The organism is Salipiger sp. CCB-MM3 (assembly GCF_001687105.1).
GTDB lineage: Bacteria > Pseudomonadota > Alphaproteobacteria > Rhodobacterales > Rhodobacteraceae > Salipiger.
The window spans coordinates 347,913-367,509 of the sequence record NZ_CP014595.1 but is presented as its reverse complement, the minus strand read 5'-3'; the positions used below and the strand labels follow the sequence as shown (position 1 = coordinate 367,509).

General features: G+C 65.5%; 16 protein-coding genes. 13 read left to right on the top strand and 3 right to left on the bottom strand.

The window, feature by feature from the left end:
• Positions 1-526: 526 nt before the first annotated feature.
• The 7 genes from AYJ57_RS01790 (at position 527) to AYJ57_RS01760 (ending at position 8,989) form a co-directional block, all read left to right on the top strand.
• Positions 527-3,397: an Rne/Rng family ribonuclease gene (locus AYJ57_RS01790; RefSeq protein WP_066100361.1), complete on the top strand. Its 2,871-nt coding sequence runs from the start codon at positions 527-529 to the stop codon at positions 3,395-3,397.
• A 188-nt stretch (positions 3,398-3,585) separates the two neighbouring features.
• On the top strand, positions 3,586-4,338 hold the full coding sequence (locus AYJ57_RS01785; protein ID WP_066100359.1) for a cytochrome c biogenesis CcdA family protein: 753 nt from the start codon (positions 3,586-3,588) through the stop codon (positions 4,336-4,338).
• Between the two features lie 155 nt (positions 4,339-4,493).
• Positions 4,494-5,759, top strand: a complete 1,266-nt coding sequence (locus AYJ57_RS01780; protein ID WP_066100356.1) for a hypothetical protein — start codon at positions 4,494-4,496, stop codon at positions 5,757-5,759.
• On the top strand, positions 5,756-7,108 hold the full coding sequence (locus tag AYJ57_RS01775; protein WP_066100353.1) for a cytochrome P450: 1,353 nt from the start codon (positions 5,756-5,758) through the stop codon (positions 7,106-7,108). The genes AYJ57_RS01780 and AYJ57_RS01775 overlap by 4 nt, the downstream gene beginning before the upstream one ends.
• Positions 7,109-7,210: 102 nt before the next feature.
• Complete coding sequence (locus AYJ57_RS01770; RefSeq protein ID WP_066100350.1) at positions 7,211-8,116, top strand: fructose bisphosphate aldolase; 906 nt, start codon at positions 7,211-7,213, stop codon at positions 8,114-8,116.
• A 177-nt stretch (positions 8,117-8,293) separates the two neighbouring features.
• Positions 8,294-8,521 carry a hypothetical protein gene (locus tag AYJ57_RS01765; RefSeq protein WP_066100347.1) on the top strand — a complete coding sequence of 76 codons (228 nt, stop codon included), beginning with the start codon at positions 8,294-8,296 and terminating at the stop codon, positions 8,519-8,521.
• Between the two features lie 12 nt (positions 8,522-8,533).
• A complete protein-coding gene (locus AYJ57_RS01760; protein ID WP_066100345.1) occupies positions 8,534-8,989 on the top strand; it encodes a baeRF12 domain-containing protein in 456 nt (151 codons plus the stop codon).
• A 94-nt stretch (positions 8,990-9,083) separates the two neighbouring features.
• On the opposite strand, the gene AYJ57_RS01755 is transcribed toward AYJ57_RS01760, so the two are convergent.
• Positions 9,084-9,635, bottom strand: a complete 552-nt coding sequence (locus AYJ57_RS01755) for a TIGR00730 family Rossman fold protein (protein ID WP_066100342.1) — start codon at positions 9,633-9,635, stop codon at positions 9,084-9,086.
• 113 nt (positions 9,636-9,748) lie between these two features.
• On the opposite strand from AYJ57_RS01755, the gene AYJ57_RS01750 reads away from it, so the two are divergent.
• From AYJ57_RS01750 to AYJ57_RS01730, 5 genes are all read left to right on the top strand, one after another.
• On the top strand, positions 9,749-11,089 hold the full coding sequence (locus AYJ57_RS01750; protein ID WP_066100339.1) for a LysM peptidoglycan-binding domain-containing protein: 1,341 nt from the start codon (positions 9,749-9,751) through the stop codon (positions 11,087-11,089).
• 150 nt (positions 11,090-11,239) lie between these two features.
• Positions 11,240-13,051, top strand: coding sequence for an ABCB family ABC transporter ATP-binding protein/permease (locus AYJ57_RS01745; protein ID WP_066100334.1), 1,812 nt, complete (start codon positions 11,240-11,242; stop codon positions 13,049-13,051).
• A 323-nt stretch (positions 13,052-13,374) separates the two neighbouring features.
• Positions 13,375-15,516, top strand: coding sequence for a malate synthase G (locus AYJ57_RS01740; RefSeq protein WP_066100330.1), 2,142 nt, complete (start codon positions 13,375-13,377; stop codon positions 15,514-15,516).
• 148 nt (positions 15,517-15,664) lie between these two features.
• Entirely contained in the window at positions 15,665-16,093 is a 429-nt protein-coding gene (locus AYJ57_RS01735) for a GlcG/HbpS family heme-binding protein (protein ID WP_066100327.1), read from the top strand.
• A gap of 65 nt (positions 16,094-16,158) precedes the next feature.
• Entirely contained in the window at positions 16,159-16,944 is a 786-nt protein-coding gene (locus AYJ57_RS01730; protein ID WP_066100323.1) for a gamma-glutamyl-gamma-aminobutyrate hydrolase family protein, read from the top strand.
• Here AYJ57_RS01730 and kynU read toward each other — a convergent pair whose 3' ends face one another.
• Both kynU and AYJ57_RS01720 read right to left on the bottom strand, forming a co-directional pair.
• A complete protein-coding gene (kynU, locus tag AYJ57_RS01725; protein WP_066100318.1) occupies positions 16,945-18,153 on the bottom strand; it encodes a kynureninase in 1,209 nt (402 codons plus the stop codon).
• On the bottom strand, positions 18,150-18,899 hold the full coding sequence (locus AYJ57_RS01720; RefSeq protein WP_066106515.1) for an SDR family NAD(P)-dependent oxidoreductase: 750 nt from the start codon (positions 18,897-18,899) through the stop codon (positions 18,150-18,152). The genes kynU and AYJ57_RS01720 overlap by 4 nt, the downstream gene beginning before the upstream one ends.
• Positions 18,900-19,083: 184 nt before the next feature.
• Here AYJ57_RS01720 and AYJ57_RS01715 point away from each other — a divergent pair, with 184 nt between their 5' ends.
• The gene (locus AYJ57_RS01715; protein ID WP_066100315.1) at positions 19,084-19,536 is read left to right on the top strand and encodes a methyltransferase family protein; all 453 of its coding nucleotides are present in this window, start codon (positions 19,084-19,086) and stop codon (positions 19,534-19,536) included.
• Positions 19,537-19,597: the final 61 nt, after the last annotated feature.

Genomic DNA, 19,597 nt, shown 5'->3' with positions numbered 1-19,597 from the left:
CGCGGCGTGTCGCTGCGTATTTGGGGAACAATGAAAGCCGGGAGAGGGGACGTCTGGCGGGCTTTGTGCAGCCATCGGGCAATGGGACGGGGAATTCATGCGCGCGTCATATTGGATATTGTCATTGGGGCTGCGATGCCCCTATGCTACCTGTTAGGCAATTGCGTTTCGCACATGGTTATCCACAGCCGATAGCCGCGCTGCAGTTTCGTGAAAAGCCAAAGAGTTTCGCTGCTCCGGAGCCGTCCGTACAGGGACCCCGGGCAGACCGATCAGGCCGCAAGGCCGAGTACACCGTCCGGACATCCAACGCTCCGGGCCGCAACAAGGCACCAAGGCGCGATCCGCGGCGAGGGTGTCGGAGAAGAAACGCGATGACGCGCGCGACGCAAGTGAGGCACCCGGGCGAAGACAGATTGTCTTCCCGTGCCTGCGCGCCGCTCAGCGCCCAGACAAGCCACGCCACATCACCACGCAGCCCGGCTCCGCCCGGGCCCTTGGCGCATGTGCCGTGCATACGGAAAACATGGCAAAGAAAATGCTCATCGATGCCACCCACGCGGAAGAGACCCGCGTTGTGGTGGTCGACGGAAACAAGGTCGAGGAATTCGACTTTGAATCGGAAAACAAGCGCCAACTAGCAGGCAATATCTATCTCGCGAAAGTCACGCGGGTCGAGCCGTCGCTTCAGGCCGCTTTCGTGGACTACGGCGGCAACCGCCACGGGTTCCTCGCGTTTTCCGAGATCCACCCCGATTATTACCAGATCCCCGTCGCCGACCGTCAGGCGCTGATGGAGGAAGAGGCTGCACTCGCCGCCGAGGACGATGACGACGACAAGGAAAAGTCGCGCTCGAAATCCTCGCGCTCGCGCACCCGTCGTTCGCGCTCGCGCAGCAAGGCCGAGAAGGCCAGCACCGACGACAAGACGGTGACCAGCGAAGTGTCCGAAGTGTCGACCGGCATATCGGGTATGGAGACCATTGACCTCGGCGACGACACCGTCGAGCCGGGCGAGGGCGAAGGCCTGTCGCCGATGGAGACCGTGGCCGAGACCCCGGTCGAAGAGCCCAACGATGGCCCCAACGACAGCACTGAAGCGGACACCGCCGCGGCAGAGGCCGAGGTGGTGGGCACCCCGGAGACGGATGCAGGCGCGCCCGAGACCGAAGCCAAGGCGCCGGTCGAAGACGACGACGAGGATCATGACGACGATCACGTTGGCTCTTCGAAAGCCGATGACAGCATCGAGTCGGTCGCTGACGACGACACCGAGGAAGACATCCGCCCGGCGCGCAAGCCGCGTCCGCGCAAGTACAAGATCCAAGAAGTCATCAAAGTCCGCCAGATCCTTCTGGTGCAGGTCGTCAAGGAGGAGCGCGGCAACAAGGGCGCGGCGCTCACCACCTATCTGTCGCTTGCGGGCCGCTATTGCGTTCTGATGCCGAATACCGCCCGTGGCGGCGGCATCTCGCGCAAGATCACCAATGCCGCCGACCGCTCGAAGCTCAAGGAGATCGCGCAGACCATCGACGTGCCCAAGGGCGCCGGTCTGATCATCCGCACCGCGGGTGCCAAGCGCACCAAGACCGAGATCAAGCGCGACTATGAATACCTGCAGCGCCTCTGGGAGCAGATCCGCGAACTGACGCTGAAGTCGGTTGCCCCGGCGAAGATTTACGAAGAGGGCGACCTCATCAAGCGCTCGATCCGCGACCTCTACAACCGCGAGATCGACGAAGTTCACGTGGAAGGCGAGCGCGGCTACCGCATCGCCAAGGACTTCATGAAGATGATCATGCCGTCCCACGCGAAGAACGTGAAACACTACCTCGACCCGATGCCGCTCTTCGCGCGCTATCAGGTCGAAAGCTACCTCGCGGGCATGTTCAACCCGACGGTCCAGCTGAAATCCGGCGGCTACATCGTGATCGGTGTGACCGAGGCGCTGGTGGCGATCGACGTGAACTCGGGCCGGGCCACCAAGGAAGGATCGATCGAAGAGACGGCGCTCAAGACCAACCTAGAGGCCGCCGAAGAAGTGGCGCGTCAGCTGCGTCTGCGCGACCTCGCGGGTCTGATCGTCATCGACTTCATCGACATGGAAGAGCGCAAGAACAACGCCGCCGTCGAGAAGAAGCTGAAAGACAAGCTCAAGACCGATCGTGCGCGCATTCAGGTTGGCCGCATCTCGGGCTTCGGCCTGCTGGAGATGTCGCGCCAGCGTCTGCGCCCGGGCATGATCGAGGCCACCACGCAGCCCTGCGCGGCCTGCCACGGCACCGGCCTTATCCGCTCGGATGACAATATGGCGCTGAACATCCTGCGTCAGGTCGAGGAAGAGGGCGTGCGCCGCCGCTCGCGTGAGGTGCTGGTGAAATGCCCGGTGGGCATCGCCAACTACCTGATGAACCAGAAGCGCGAGCATGTGGCCCAGATCGAGGCGCGCTACGGCATGGCCGTGCGCATCGAGGGCGATCTGCACCTCGTCAGCCCCGACTTCACCATGGAGAAGTTCAAGACCGCCACCCGCAACGTGCCCGAAGTGGTCGCGCCGGTGGTCTCGGCCAACGCCTCGCTGATGGATCAGGTCGACGAAGACGTGGCCGCCGAAGAAGACGAGGACGAGGATCAGCTCGAAACTCAGGCTGAAGATCAGGCTGAAGACAACTCTTCCAGTGACGGCAACGGCGAGAACGGCAACGGATCCGAAGACGGTGACGGCAAGCCGAAGAAGCGCCGCCGCCGCCGCCGCCGCTCGCGTTCGAAGAACAAGGACGCGCAGAACGGCGAGAATGGTGAGGGCAACGGCGAGGGCAATGACGCCACTCCGACCGAAGTCTCCGAAGCTGCCGCTGCTGAAACGGTGACCGGAACGGCGGAAGCTGCGACCGAGGTGGCGCCGGCAGAGGCAGGCTCCACCGAGGCCTCCAGCGAGGCTTCCACTGAGGCGCCTGCTGCCGAAGAGGCGCCCGCCGAGAAGCCCAAGCGCACCCGCCGCTCGCGCAGCCGCAAGAAGGCCGAGCCCGAAGCGACGGAGGCACCGACTGAGGCACCGGCAGCCGAGGCACCGGCGGAAGCTGCTGTTGAAGCTGCTGCCGCGCCTGCGCCCGAAGCCGCTGCGGAAGAGGCGGCACCTGCGGTGAGCGAAGAGCCGGTGGTGACCGAGGTCGAAGCGGCGCCCGAGCCGGTAAGCGAGGCGCCCGTCGCCGAAGCTCCGGTCGAGCCGCAGGCCGAGGCTGCGCCTGAAGCACCCGCCGAAGAGGTGCCGGTTGCGGAAACGCCCGCTGAGCCCGAGCCTCAGCCTGAGCCCGCGCCGGAACCCGAGCCTGTCTCGGCAGAGCCGGTTCAGGAAGAGGCTCCGAAGCCCAAGCGTCGCGGATGGTGGAGCCGCTGAGGCGACGCCGCAGCGCAAGCTAGACCCGCAGGACAGAGATAAGAACGCCCCGGTGCTCGCGCCGGGGCGTTTTTGTTCATTCGCGCCGCGCGTGAAGCCGTGGCTCTGTAACATCAGAGGACCTGCGGCAACGCAGACGTGACAAGCTGTCTGATGACGCGGCAAGCGCGATCGCCTATTCGGGTGGCATGTTCGGAATCGAGATCATCGACGCAAGCCTGCTCCCCGCCATGCTCGTGGCGCTTTTCGGGGGCGTGATTTCGTTTCTCAGCCCCTGCGTGCTGCCCATTGTGCCGCCCTATCTGGCCTTCATGTCGGGCGTGAGCCTGCAGGAGATGCAGGCCGGTGGCAGCGCCCGCTGGCGCGCCTTCATCGCGGCGCTCTTCTTTGTGCTCGGTCTGTCGACGGTGTTCATCCTGCTGGGGTTCACCGCGTCTTGGCTGGGCACGTTCTTTTTGCAGAACCAACTGCTTCTGGCGCGTATCTCCGGCGTCGTGGTGATCGTCTTCGGGCTGCATTTCCTGCATGTCTTCCGCATTCCCTTCCTCGACCGCGAGGCGCGTCTCGACACCGGTGAGGCGGGCGGTTCGGCCTTCGGCGCCTATCTGCTGGGGCTCGCCTTCGCCTTCGGCTGGACGCCCTGCATCGGCCCGCAGCTTGGCGCGATCCTGTCGCTGGCGGCAACCGAAAGCTCGGTGGCGCGCGGCACGCTGCTCTTGGGAGTTTACGCGCTTGGCCTTGGGCTGCCGTTCCTGCTGGCGGCGATGTTCCTGAGCCGCGCCATGGGGCTGATGAACCGCATGAAGCGCCATATGAAGACCATCGAGCGGATCATGGGCGTCCTGCTCATCGCCGTCGGTCTGGCGCTGCTGACCGGGGCCTTCTCGGCCTTCTCGTTCTGGCTGCTGGAAACCTTCCCGGCGCTGGGGCAGCTCGGCTGACACTTTCATCTTTCGGAAAATACTCCCGCCGGAGGCTCTGCTACTGCGGGCGGGATGAGTATTTGGGGAAAGATTAAAGCCTGCCTTGCCACTGCCTCACTCTTGCCCTCGCGGGCTGCTAAAGGCATCGTCCAAAGAGCAGTGAGGGCAGGGGTATGAGTGACGGGCAGCCAGAGGTGCGGCGCAGGCGGGTGTTCTACATCCCCGGCTATGATCCGATCCATCCGCGCCGCTACCGTGAGCTCTACCGCAAGGAGGGCGCCGCGCAGGCGGCGATCTCGGGCTATGCGCTGACGCTGAAACCCAAACCCAAGAGCGCGGTGCCCGGCAGCCCCTATGGCTGGCAGGTGGCGGCCGAGATGGACGGCGCGCAGGTGTCGGCAGAGATCGAGGTGCTGGTCTGGTCCGAAATTGTGCGCTCCAGCATGTCCAACTCCATTCCCGCCACTTACCTGCAGCTGCTGCGGACGGCTTGGGTGTATATCTCCACCGGCGCGCTCTTTCGGCTGATGCGGCTGCGCAAAGGACCGGTCATTGCGGCGCTTTACCCGGTGGGGATGCTGCTACTGCAACTGCTGCTCGCGGCGCTGCTGGCGTGGGGTGTCTACGCGCTGGCGACGCTGGCGGAACCGCTGCTGGGGCTCGTCGCGCGGATCATTGGCGCTGCGGCAGGGCTGGGGCTCGGCTGGGCGCTGCTGCGCTGGTTTCAGGCCAAGGACGGCAAGTTCTTCGCCTATTACCTCATGCATGATTACGCCTATTCCGCCCGTCACCGTGGTGCTAATCCGCCCGAGTTGGAAGCGCGGCTGTCGCTGTTCGGCGAGATCATCGCCGCGGCGCTGCGCGAAGAGGTGGATGAGGTGCTGGTGGTCGGGCACAGCTCCGGCGCGCATCTGGCGGTGTCGATCCTCGCCGATCTCATCCGGTCGGGCAAAGTGCCGGAGCAGGGGCCTCGGCTGGGATTTCTCAGCCTTGGCCAGGTGGTGCCCATGGTGTCTTTCTTGCCCGAGGCATGGCGGCTGCGCGCTGATCTTGCCTATCTGTCGCAGCGCGGCGAACTGACTTGGGTGGATGTGACCGCGCCCGGCGATGGCTGCGCCTTTGCGCTTTGCGATCCGGTGGCGGTGTCGGGCGTGGCGCCCGAGGGCAAGCGCTGGCCCTTGGTGTTCTCGGCGCAATTCACCCGCTCGCTCAGCCCCGCGCGCTGGAAAGAGCTGCGCTGGCGCTTCTTCCGGCTGCATTTCCAGTATCTCTGCGCCTTCGACAGGCCGCTCGACTATGACTATTTCCGCATCACCGCCGGGCCGCTGACGCTGGCCACGCGCTATGCGCAGCGCCCGCCCTCGGCAAGTCGGCTGGAGGCGCCGGTGAACCGCTTCACCTCGACCGCGCCCACAAGTTCATCAGCGCGCGCCGCATGATCCCGCCGAAGCCGAAATCGCGGCCCGACAGGGTCTCGCTGCTGCGCTACCTGCGGCTCTTTCGGGCCGATCTGCTGTCGGCCCAGCCCGCGCGGCTTTATCGGGCGTGGATGGCCGAGTTTCGCACGCCCTTCTTTCGGTCTTATCTCGTGAACCAGCCGGATCTGGTGAAAACGGTTCTGAAGGACCGGCCGATGGAGTTTCCCAAGTCGGGACGGATCGCCGAGGGGCTGCGGCCGCTGCTGGGAAATTCGGTCTTCCTGACCAACGGCGAGACGTGGCAGCGCCAGCGGCGGATCATCGACCCGGCCTTTGAGGGCGGGCGGCTGCGTGAGACCTATCCCGCTATGTGGGACGCGGCGCAGGCGGCGCTGGCACGGCTCAAGGCAGAGGCGGGCGCGGAGGTGGAGATCGAGGCGCACACCAGCCACGCCGCTGCCGATGTGATCTTTCGCACGCTGTTTTCGCTGCCGATCGAGCATGAGGTGGCGCAGGCGGTGTTCCACGAGTTCCGCGCCTACCAGCGCACCCAGCCCATTCTCAACCTCGCCGCCTTTCTGCCTCTGCCGCGCTGGATGCCGCGGTTTCACCGCGCCTCGACGAAGGCCGCAGCACGACGCATCCGCGGGCTGATCACCGAACTGACCGCGGCGCGGCAGGCGGATATCGCGGCGGGCAGGGCGCCCGATGATCTGGCCACCAAGATCATGACCACGCGCGATCCGCGGACCGGCGAGACCTTCTCGACTTCGGAGATGGTGGATCAGGTGGCGATCTTCTTTCTGGCCGGGCATGAGACCTCTGCCTCGGCGCTGGCCTGGGCGCTGTGGCTGGTGGCGGCGCATCCCGAGTGGCAAGAGCGGCTGGCGGAAGAGGCACAGGTTCTGGGCGATACGCCGGAGTTTTCCGACATCGCCAAGCTGCGGCTGTCGCGCGACGTGTTCCGCGAGGCGCTGCGGCTCTATCCGCCGGTGCCGATGATGGTGCGCGAAACGCGCTGCCCCGAGCGGTTCCGCGACCGCGAGTTGCCCAAGGGCGCGCAGGTGGTGCTGAGCCCGTGGCACCAGCACCGGCACGAGCGGCTCTGGGACAATCCTGACGGTTTCGACCCGGCGCGCTGGGGCACCGAGAACGGCAAGACCTGTGCGCGCGAGGCCTATATGCCGTTTTCCGCCGGGCCCAGGGTCTGCACGGGCGCGGGATTTGCCATGGTCGAGGGCGTGCTTTTGCTGTCGCTGATCCTGCGCGATCTGAAGCTCGAAATCGTCCCCGAGAAGATGCCCGAGCCGGTGGCCTTTCTGACCGTGCGGGCGCGCAGCGGCATCTGGCTGCGCATCTCCGCCCGCTAGCGCTAAAGGTAGCGATAAACGGCGGCTTCGATCTATCCAATACCCGGCGATTGGGCTAAGCCTTTGGCAAAGCAATTTTAACGATCTTAAAGAGGATCTTCCATGGCACAGGACAAGGCCGTTTTTGCAAAGCAAAAAGACCAGATGGCAACGGGCAAGGGCTTCATCGCCGCGCTCGACCAGTCCGGCGGCTCGACCCCGAAAGCGCTGCTGCAATACGGCGTCGAGGAAAGCGAATACAACGGCGAAGCGGAGATGTTCGGCGAGATCCACAAGATGCGCACCCGCATCATCACCGCGCCGGAGTTTACCTCTGACAAAGTGCTGGGCGCGATCCTGTTCGAGCGCACCATGCGCGGCGAGATCGACGGCATCCCCACCGCGCAATACCTCTGGGAAAAGCGCGGCGTGGTGCCCTTCCTGAAGATCGACAAGGGTCTGGCAGATCAGGAAAACGGCGTGCAGGTGATGAAGCCGATGCCCGGCCTCGAGGACCTGCTGACCGACGCGGCGCAGAACTTTGGCATCTTCGGCACCAAGGAACGCTCGGTGATCCACGAGGCGAATGCCGAGGGGATCGAGGCCGTCGTGGCGCAGCAGTTCGAAGTGGGCCGCATGGTGATCGCAGCGGGCATGGTGCCGATCCTCGAGCCGGAGGTGAACATCCACTCCGAGAGCAAGGACGAAGCCGAGGCGCTGCTCGAGGCGTCGCTGGCCAAGCACCTCGACACGCTGGCCGAGGGCGAGGACGTGATGATCAAGCTGACCATCCCCAGCAAGCCCGGCCTCTACGACGGTCTGGCCGATCACCCGCGCGTCGTGCGCGTGGTGGCCCTGTCGGGCGGCTACACCACCGATGACGCCTGCGAGCGCCTGTCGAAGAACGCCAAGATGATCGCCTCCTTCAGCCGTGCGCTGGCCGAGGGCCTGTCGAAGAAGCAGTCGGACGATGAGTTCAACGCGCTTCTGGGCAGCAACATCGACAAGATCTACCAGGCGTCGCTCTGATCCACGCCTGATTGCACGCGGCCCGGATGGGCCTGAAGCGCCCGGCCTCTTCACGAGGGGCCGGGCGTTTTGCTGTGTCCCGCGCGGCTGTGACCGGACGTGAGATCGGCGCGTGATCGCCGGTGGAACGCGGGCCCACATCCTTGCGTTGTGGGAGCAGAAGAAAAGGAGGACCCTATGTCTGAACGCAAGAGATCGCAGGACGGGCGCAGCGAGACCGCTGAAATCCTCGACGGTCAGCCGGTCACGCCGGGCGCCACCGCACAGGAAGGCCGCAAAGGCGGCGAAATGGCTCGCAAGGTCGGGACGCGCGACGAGGAGAAGCGCGTCGATGAAACCTCCGCGGGCGCGACCCGGCCGCTGGCTCAGGATCAGGACAGCAGCGGCGACAAGGAAAAGGTGTAAGGAGGCACGACCATGGCGATTCTCACCAATGGCACTTGGGTTTTGATCGCGGACGGCGAAAAAGCGCTGTTCCTGCGCAACGATGTGGACGAGCAGGATCCCGATCTGAACGTCGTGCGCATCGAAGAGCAGGAGAACCCTTCGGACCGCGAGCAATCGGCGAACCGCCCGGGGCGGATGCACGATGGCGGACCGGGCCAGAAATCCGCGGTGGAGGACACCGACTGGCACGAGTTGGCGAAGGAACGCTTCGCCGATGATCTGGCCGAGATCCTCTACAAGCAGGCGCATAAGGGCAAGTTCGACCGCATCGTTCTGGTCGCACCGCCCGCCACGCTGGGCGAGCTGCGCAGCAAGCTGCACAAAGAGGTTTCAGACAAGGTCGTGGCCGAACTGGACAAGACCCTGACCAACCATCCGCTCGACAAGATCGAGAAACTGCTACGCGACGAATTCGCTCCGGCCTGACAGGTTCAGGGAATTCCGAAAGAAAAACGCCGCCATTTATGGCGGCGTTTCCCATTTGAAACATGACTTTAAGCGCCAAAGCTCGCGTGATGTGTTACGTGAACTCTTGGCGCAGGATCTCCATCACTCCCTCGGGGCTGTCGGCGCTTTGCACGAAGTCCAGCAGCGAGGCCTCGGCAAATCCTTTGTCGACCACATGCTGCATCAGCGCCTTCAACGGCTCCCAGAACCCTTCGGTATCCAGCAGCACGATCGGCTTGGCGTGCAGCCCAAGCTGGCGCCATGTGAGTGCCTCGAAGAACTCGTCGAGGCTGCCCGCGCCGCCGGGCATAAGAACCACCGCATCGGCATTCATCAGCATGACTTTTTTGCGCTCGTGCATTGTCTCGGTGATCACGAAGCGGGTGAGGTCGGTCTTGCCCACTTCATGCGCCAGAAGGTGGGTGGGGATTACCCCGAAGGTCTCGCCGCCAGCGGTCTGCGCGGCCCGCGCGACCTCTCCCATCAGGCCGACGTCACCTGCACCGTAGACAAGTCGCCAACCTTGCTGTGCAATGGAAGTGCCAAGCATTGAGGCAGCTGCCGTGTAACTGGGCGCGGTACCGTGGCGCGAGCCGCAATAAATGCAGACAGATTTGACGGGCATGTGGATAATCCAAAAAAATGCTGTTTTGACCGGTGATAACGGGATTGTTATAGGTTCTCAACCGCGCTCGTGAGGGACAGGAAAACGGGCGCCGTGATTGGGATTATGTAAAGATGAACGAGAAACATTGGGTCTGGATCGGACTGGGTGCTGCCGCGGTTATCGGCGCGCTCTACGTCAGTGGTGTGATCGGCCCGCAACAGCCACCGCAGGGCCTGACCGAAGCGACACCCGTGGCCGAAAGCGCCGCGCCGGAGCCTGAGGTCAGCGCGTCGGATACAGACAACACAGCCGCGCAACCGGCGGAAATCACGGCAGCATCGGGGGACGCTGCCGCAGAGACTACGGCTGAGGCCACGGCTGAGACGCAAGACGAAACGGCAAGTTCCGACGCAGCCGTTGCAGACACAGAAAACGCGCCCGCCTCGGACAAGACCACCGCTGAGGGCACAACCGCAGACCCCGAAGAAACCGAAGTGGCACTGCTCGCGCCCGATGAGGCCGCGCCGGGAACCGCGCAGGGCGACGACCCCGCGTCCGATGCCACAGATGCCGCAGAGGCGGCGCCGGTCACCGCAGCGCCCAGCTTTGATCTCGTGCGCGCCGAGCCGGGCGGGCTGATCACCGTGGCGGGCCGTGCCGAGCCCGGCACCGAGGTGACCCTGCTGCTCGACGGCGAAGAGGAACTCACCAGCCGCGCCGGGAGCGACGGGCGCTTCGCCGCGTTCTTCGACCTGCCTGCCTCGGGCGAGGCGCAGGTGCTGCGTCTGCGTATGATGCTGAACGGCGAAGCAATTGAGTCCGAACAGGAAGTCATTCTGACGCCGCCGGTCGCCGCAGCAAATCAGGTGGCCGAGGGCGAGACCACAGAGGGAGCGGCTGAGACCGAACTGGCCAGCGCCCAGCCCGCAGTGACGGCGGCGCCCACCGTGCTGCTGTCGGATGCGGATGGTGTCGAGGTGATGCAAAGCGCGGCCCCCATGGCGCCGGGCAATGTCGCCATCGACGCGATCACCTATGACGAGACCGGCGGCGTGGCGCTGTCGGGCCGGGGCCGGGGCGATGCCATGTTGCAGGTCTATCTCGACAACAGCCCGATCACCACGCTCAAGGTCGCGGGCGACGGCCGCTGGCAAGTGGCGCTGCCGGGCGTTGAGGCGGGCACCTATACGCTGCGCGTCGATCAGGTGGATGACAGCGGCGAGGTCACCGCGCGCGCCGAAAGCCCGTTCCGCCGCGAGCCGGTCGAAAAGCTCGCCGCTGCCAGCGAAGAGCTGACCGAGGCCGAGGAGGTGACCGCGATCACCGTGCAGCCGGGCAATACGCTCTGGGCCATCGCGCGCGAGCGCTACGGTGACGGTCTGGCCTATGTGCGTCTTTTCGAGGCCAACAAGACGCAGATCCGCGATCCCAACCTGATCTATCCCGGGCAGATTTTCGATTTCCCTGACTGATCGGGCCTGACTGATCCGGCCCGACTGATCCGAAGCGCTGATGGGCCAGGAACCGGACGGCAGCGCACAGGCGACTGTGCACGCCCCGCACTGGCCTTTGTGCGCCCGCCGCGATAAGGGCAGGACCCGCCAAGCCAAGAGAGCCCAGCCATGCCTCCCGAGACCGATCAGACCACCATCGCCGACGCCGAGCGCCGCTCGGGGCTGCGCACCATCCGCCGCGTCGCCCCTTATCTGTGGCCCGAGGGGCAGACATGGGTGAAACGCCGCGTGGTGCTGGCGATGCTGATGCTGATCGCGGCCAAGCTGATCGCCGTGGGCACGCCGATGCTCTACAAGCAGGCGGTGGACAGGCTGGGCGGCGAGGCTTCGACGCTGCTTCTGGGCGCGGTCGGGCTGACGCTGGCCTATGGTATGGCGCGTATCTTCAACGCCGCGTTCCAGCAGGCGCGGGACGCGGTCTTTGCAAAGGTCGGGCAGCGCGCGCTGCGCAAGCTGGCGCTCGAAACCTTCACCCACATCCACAAGCTTTCGCTGCGCTATCACATCACCCGCAAGACCGGCGGGCTGAGCCGGATCATCGAGCGCGGGGTGAAGGGCGTCGAGTTTCTGCTGCGCTTCATGCTGTTCTCGGTAGGGCCGCTGATCCTCGAGCTTCTGCTCGTCGGCATCGTGCTCTTCTGGCTGTTCGACGTGTGGTATCTGGCGGTGGTGGCGGTGACCATCGCGCTCTACGTCTGGTTCACCTTTGCGGTGACCGAATGGCGCGTGCGCCTGCGCCGCAAGATGAACGCGCAGGACACCGATGCCAACCAGAAGGCCATCGACAGCCTGCTCAACTTCGAGACGGTGAAATACTTCGGCGCCGAGGCGCGCGAGGCCGCGCGCTACGATCAGGCGATGCAGGGCTATGAGGAAGCTGCGGTCAAGACCGCGACCTCGCTGGCCATGCTCAACTTCGGTCAGGCGCTGATCATCAACGCCGGGCTGGTGGCGGTGATGGTCATGGCGGCGCTCGGCGTGCAGAACGGTGATCTGACGGTGGGCGATTTCGTCATGGTCAACGCCTATATGATCCAGATCACCATGCCGCTGAACTTCCTCGGCACGGTCTACCGCGAGATCCGCCAGAGCCTCGTCGACATGGGGCAGATGTTCGACCTGCTGGATCAACCCTCGGAGGTCTCCGACAAGCCCGGCGCGCCGGACCTGCGGGTCTCGGGCGGGCAGGTGAGCTTCGATCACCTGCGCTTCGGCTATGACCCCGAGCGCGAGATCCTCAAGGGCATTTCGCTGACCGTGGGCGCGGGCGAAAGCGTCGCGCTGGTGGGGCCGTCGGGGTCGGGCAAATCCACCATCGGGCGGCTGCTGTTCCGCTTCTACGACGTCTCGGGCGGGGCGATCCGCATCGACGGGCAGGATCTGCGCGACGTGACCCAAGACAGCCTGCATGGCGCCATCGGCGTGGTGCCGCAGGACACCGTGCTGTTCAACGACACCATCCGCTACAACATCGCCTACGGTCGCGGCGGTGCCAGCGAAGAGGAAGTGATCGCGGCGGCGAAATCGGCGCAGATCCATGAGTTCATCAGCTCGCTCCCCGAAGGCTACGATACGATGGTCGGCGAGCGCGGCCTGAAGCTGTCGGGCGGCGAGAAGCAGCGCGTCGGCATCGCCCGGACCTTGCTGAAGAACCCGCCGATCCTGCTGCTCGACGAGGCGACCTCGGCGCTCGACACCGAAACCGAGGCCTCGATCCAGACCGCGCTGCGCCGCGCCGGTGAGGGGCGCACGGTGCTGACCATCGCCCACCGGCTGTCGACCATCGCCGACGCCGACCGCATCGTCGTGCTGGAAAAGGGCGAGGTGGTTGAGGAAGGCACCCATGAGGCGCTGCTGGCGCGCGCCGGGCGCTACGCGCAGCTTTGGGCGCTGCAGCAGGCCGAGGAGCGCGCCGCCTGACCCGGCGGGACTGGGTATTTTTAGAAAGATGAAATGGGGGCGTGCGCTGCGGCGGGCGCCCTTCATTGTTCTGAAAATACGCAATCTCCCGCTGGTGGCGGTGTCGCGACAGGGCCGGGGCGGCGCGCGGGTGGCAGGGCTGCGTATTTGTGGAACAATGAAGGGCATATTGCGGCGGGCGCGGGGCGGGGCCCCGGCGCGGGAGTATTGGCAAAGCCTATGGGGCAGCGCCCATTTTGGTTAGCTTATATGACCACGCGTGTTGCCTATCGGAAACTTGTTTCCTAAACGTGTCGCAACCACGATTCCGAAGGAGGCTCCCCATGAGCGCGCGTATTCAACGCCACGGTCTGCAGATCGACCCCGTTCTGTGCAATTTCGTCGAAGAGCAGGCCCTGCCGGGCAGCGGCGTCGAGGCCGATGCGTTCTGGGCGGCGCTCTCGAAGCTGGCGCACGAGTTCGGGCCGCGCAATGCGGCGCTGCTGGCCAAGCGCGACGCGCTGCAGGAAAAGATCGACGCATGGCACAAGGCCAACCCCGGCCAGCCCGAGATGGTGCCCTATACCGCCTTCCTCGAAGAGATCGGCTATCTGCTGCCCGAGGGCCCGGATTTCGAGATCGAGACCGAGAACACCGACCCCGAGTTCGCCTCGGTGCCCGGCCCGCAGCTGGTGGTGCCGATCACCAACGCGCGTTACGCGTTGAACGCGGCCAACGCGCGCTGGGGCTCGCTCTATGATGCCTTCTACGGCACCGACGCCATGGGCTCGACCCCGGCGAAGGGCGGCTTTGACGCGGCGCGCGGCAAAGAGGTGGTCGCCAAGGCCAAGGCCTTCCTCGACGAGAACTTCCCGGTGGCGGGCGGCAGCCATGCCGAGGCGGCGGGCTACACCATCGATGGCGGCGCGCTGCTGGTGGGCGGTAAGCCTCTGGCCCAGCCGGAGCAATTCGCGGGCTACCGCGGCGAGGCGGCCTCGCCGGAGGCGGTGCTGCTGGTCAACAACGCGCTGCATGTCGAACTGGTCATCGACCGCAGCCATTTTATCGGCAAGGACGATGCCTCGGGGCTGGCCGATGTGCTGATGGAATCGGCGATCTCGGCGATCATGGACTGCGAGGACTCGGTGGCCTGCGTCGACGGCGAAGAGAAGACGCTGGCCTACACCAACTGGCTCGGCCTGATGAAGGGCGATCTGTCGGACACCTTCGAGAAGGGCGGCAAGCAGGTCACCCGCACGCTGAGCGGCGATCGCAGCTATACCGCGCCGGACGGCGGCGAACTGGTGCTGAAAGGCCGCGCGCTGATGCTGGTGCGCAATGTCGGCCACCTGATGACCAACCCGGCGATCCTGCTGAAAGACGGCTCGGAGATCTTCGAGGGGCTGATGGACGCGATGATCACCACGCTCATCGCCAAGCACGATCTGGCGAAGGACCGCGGCCCGCGCAACTCCACCCAAGGCTCGGTCTATGTGGTGAAGCCGAAGATGCACGGGCCGGAAGAAGTGGCCTTCGCCAATGAGATCTTCAGCTTTGTCGAAGAGGCGCTCGGCCTGCCGCAATACACCGTGAAACTTGGCATCATGGATGAGGAACGCCGCACCTCGGTGAACCTCAAGGAGTGCATCCGCGCCGCCAAGAACCGTGTTGCCTTCATCAACACCGGCTTCCTCGACCGCACCGGCGACGAGATGCACACGGCGATGGAAGCGGGCCCGATGCTGCGCAAGGGCGAGATCAAGGGCACCGCGTGGATCGCCTCTTATGAGGACCGCAACGTCGACATCGGTCTGGCCTGCGGGCTGCGCGGCAAGGCGCAGATCGGCAAGGGCATGTGGGCCATGCCCGACCTGATGGAGGCCATGCTGGAGGCGAAGATCGGTCATCCCAAGGCGGGGGCAAACTGCGCCTGGGTGCCGTCGCCCACCGCCGCCACGCTGCACGCGCTGCATTACCACATGGTCGACGTGCTGGCGCGGCAGGCGGAGATCGCCGAGGGCGGGCCGCGCGGCACGCTCGAAGACCTGCTGACCATCCCGGTCGCCGCGGGCGCCAATTGGTCGGAAGAGGAAATCCGCGAGGAGATCGAGAACAACGCGCAGGGCATTCTGGGCTATGTGGTGCGCTGGGTCGATCAGGGTGTCGGCTGCTCGAAGGTGCCGGACATCCACGACGTCGGCCTGATGGAAGACCGCGCCACCTGCCGCATCTCCTCGCAGCATCTGGCGAACTGGCTGCACCATGGTGTGGTCTCCGCCGAAGAGGTGCGCGGGGTGATGGAGAAGATGGCCGCCGTGGTGGACCGTCAGAACGCCGGGGATGCCGCCTATATTCCCATGGCGCCGGGCTTTGACACCGTGGCCTATAAGGCCGCCTGCGATCTGGTCTTCGAAGGCCGGGTTCAGCCCTCGGGCTACACCGAGCCGGTGCTGCACAAGCGCCGTCTGGAACTGAAGGCGGGCTGATCCGTGCGGCGCGCCTCTAAGGCGCGCCAGACCATGGGCTGGAACGAGGGGGCTGTCTGCCCCCTCGGCCCCCCCGAGGATATTTTCGCCAAGAGGAAGAGGCGGGCGCTTTCGGGCGAACGTCGTACCAACAAGAAGGACTTACGACATGGCAGGGATTTCGCTGAGCCGCGCGCGGACCATCATCCGCAAGGCGCTGGAAGCAGGCAAGGACGCGGGCATGGCGCCGCTTTCGGTGGTGGTGCTGGACGAGGGCGGCCATGTGCAGGCCTTCGAGCGCCAGGATGGCGCGGCGCCGGGCCGGTTCGAGATCGCCTTTGGCAAGGCCTATGGCGCGGTGATGCTGGGCATGCCCGGCTCTGCACAAATGGCGCGCGCCGAGTCGCAGGCCTATTTCATCGCCGCCGCAAACGGCGCGTTCGGCGGCAAGCTGATCCCCGTGCCGGGCGGCGTTTTGGTCAAGGATTCCAAGGGCCGGACGCTGGGCGCGGTGGGGGTCACCGGCGACAGTTCGGACAATGATGCGGCTGCCGCAAAAGCGGGCATCGAGGCGGTCGGCCTCACCGCGGTGATCTGAGCGGCCTTTTACAGCGCCTCTCCGTGCCTTATGTTTTCAACGAACAGGCAAGGAGAGGCATGCAAATGACCCGTCCCACCGTCGGCATCATCGGCAACCAGCACATGCTCAACGAGACCTATCCGGCGCATGCCGGGGGGGTCATGAACACCGAGGCGGTGGCCTGCGTCTCGGGCTGCCTGCCTCTGCTCATTGCCGCCGATCCGCGCTTTGTCTCGGTCGAAGAGCTGATGGAGACCTGCGACGGTTTCCTGCTCACCGGCGGGCGGCCGAACGTGCACCCCGAAGAATACGGCGAAGAGGCGACCGAGGCGCATGGCGCCTTTGACCGGGCCCGCGACGCCATCGTGCTGCCGCTGGTGCGTGCCTGCGTCGAGCGCGGCCAGCCGTTCCTTGGCATCTGCCGCGGCTTTCAGGAAGTGAACGTCGCCATGGGCGGCACGCTCTATCCCGAGATCCGCGATCTGCCGGGGCGGATGAACCACCGCATGCCCCCAGACGGCACGCTGGAGGAGCGTTTCGCGCTGCGCCACAAGGTGACGCTGACGCCCGGCGGGCGCTTCCACAAGCTGTTCGGAGCGCCCGAGGTGATGACCAACACGCTGCACGGGCAGGGGGTAAAGACCGCTGGCGCGCGCATCGAGATCGAGGGCTACGCCCCCGATGGCACGCCTGAGGCGCTGTACGTCAAGGGCGCGCCGGGTTTCACCATGGCGGTGCAATGGCACCCCGAGTGGGATGCGGCGAACGATCCGGTCTCGCGGCCGCTGTTCGAGGCTTTCGGCGATGCGGTGCGGGCCTGGGCTGGCGGGGGCGAGGGGCAGCACGCCCCCCGGGTCGTCTCGGCCTGATCAGGTGACGCGCTTGCGGCGCTGGTATTTGGGCTGATCCCAGATCGCGCCGCGCAGGATACGCGCAAGAATTTCCACCGCCTCACGGATCTCATCCTCGCCGATGTAAAGCGGCGTGATGCCAAAGCGCATGATGTCGGGCGCGCGGAAATCACCGATCACGCCTTGATCGATCAGCGCCTGCATCGCCGCATAGCCATGCTCGAAGCGAAAGCTGACCTGACTGCCGCGCTTGTCGTTCTCGCGCGGTGTGGCGAGCTTCAGGCCCGGGCAATGGGTCTCGACCTCTTCGATCATCAGGCCGGTCAATTCCAGCGAGCGCCGGCGCAGCGCCTTCATGTCGATCCGGTCCCAGACGTCCAGCGCCGCGTCGAGCGCCGCCATCTGCAGCACCGGCGGCGTGCCGACGCGCATCCGCTCGATCCCCGAGGCGGGGCGATAGCTGCGCTCGAAGGCGAAGGGCGTGTCATGGCCGAGCCAGCCCGACAGCGCGGGTTCGGCATGGTCCGCATGGCGCGGTGCGACATAGATGAAGGCCGGCGCGCCGGGCCCGGCGTTGAGGTATTTATAGGTGCAGCCGACGGCGAAATCGGCCCCGCCGCCCGCCACATCCACCGGCAGCGCGCCCGCCGAATGCGCCAGATCCCAGATCGCCAGCGCGCCCATCTCATGCGCCCGCTCGGTGAGCGCGGCCACATCGTGGCGCCGCCCGGTGCGATAATCGACCTCGGTCACCAAGAGCACGGCAACCTCTTCGGTGATCTCTTCGGCCAGCCGGTGCGGCTCGGCGAGGCGGAGTTCATATTCGTCGCCCAGAAGCTCGATCAGCCCCTCGGCCATATAGAGATCAGAGGGGAAATTGCCGGTGTCCGACAGGATCACCTTGCGGCCCGGGTTCATCGAGACCGCCGCCGCCAGCGCCTGAAACACTTTGATCGACAGCGTGTCGCCAATCACCGTATGCCCGCGCTCGGCACCGATGAGGCGGCCAACGCGGTCGCCAAGCTCGCTGGGCATGCCCATCCAGCCGCAGGCGTTCCAGCCGGTGATCAGATGCTCGCCCCATTCGTCGGTCATCATCCTCTGCACGCGCTCGGGCGTGGCCTTGGGCAGCGGACCCAGCGAATTGCCGTCGAGATAGATGAGCCCGAGCGGCAGGTGGAACTGCTCTTTCGTCCAGGCAAAGAGCGCGTCGGGGGATGTGGTCAAAACTGGCCTCCTGATATTTCGATGGCCTGACCGTTCACGCTGCCCGAGCCGGGACCGCAGAGCCAGAGCACGGCGCTTGCGATCTCGTCCGGGGCGATCAGGCGATTATGGGGATTGGCGGAGTGAACGAGCGCCGTGGCCTCGCCCTGCGTCAGCCCTTCGCGGGCCATGACGCGTTCGATATTGCGCGGGGCGATCTCGGTCTCGACATAGCCGGGGCAGAGCGCGTTGAAGGTGACCGGCAGGCCCGCGTGATCGGCGGCCAGCGCGCGGATCAGCCCGACCAGCCCGTGTTTCGAGGCGACATAGGGCACGGCGCGGCGCATGCCGCGCAGGCCCGCGACCGAGGAGATTGCGATGACGCGGCCCCAGCCCGCCTCGAGCATGGCAGGAAGCACCTCGCGGATCGTCAGAAAGGCACCGTCGAGATTTGTGGCCATGGTGCGCCGCCATGTCTCGAGGCTGGTGCTGGCAAGCTCCGACGGCTCGGCGAGGCCCGCATTGGCGATGCAGATGCCGAAGGGCCCGCGCGCGGCGGTGGCCTCGGCGAGGCCCTGCTGCACCGAGGCCTCATCCGAGACATCCATGACCAGCGGATGCAGGCGAGGCCCGGCGGCGGCCTGCAGAACCTCGGCGCGGCGCCCGGCGATGGTCACCTCGGCCCCGGCAGTGGCCAGAGCCCGCGCAATGGCAAGCCCGATGCCCGTGCCGCCGCCTGTCACCAGGGCGTGGGTTCCGCTGAGCATGGCATCCTCCGGTTGTTCGCAGAGAAACTGGCCGGGAAATCCGCCAGAGGCAAGACGGGGCTGCGGCATATCGCGCAGGGTCAAGGCGGAAACCCTTGCGGTAGGAGTGGTTGAAAGGGGCGCTGCCCCTCGGCGCTGCGCGCCTCACCCCGGAGTATTTTGGGAAAGATGAAGGAGTTTTGCCATGCCGCGCACCCTCGATCTGCCGCCGGTCTGGCTGCTGGCGTTTCTGGCTTTGGCATGGACGCAGGCGCGGCATTTCCCCATGGGGCTGAGCTTTGGGCCGGTCTGGGCCGATCTCTTGGGCGGGCTGCTGGTGGGCGGCGGTGTGCTGATCGCCGCTGTGGCACTGACCGAGATGCGGCGCCAGCGCACCACCTTCATGCCGCATGCCGAGGCGGATCGGTTGGTGACTTCGGGGATTTTTCGCTTTTCCCGCAACCCGATCTATCTGGGGGATGTGATGATTCTGACCGGACTCATTCTTTATTGGGATGCGGTGCCGTCTCTGGTGTTGCTGCCGGTCTTCGTCTGGGTGCTGGAAAAACGCTTCATCGTGCCGGAAGAGGTGCGGCTGCGTCGCAAGTTTGTTGCCGAGTTTCGGAAATATGAGCAACAAACCCGCCGGTGGCTTTGAATTCGCCGCACTATGTGGTTAACACGTTCGACCCGGTTGTGAGCATGGCGCCGCAAAGGTA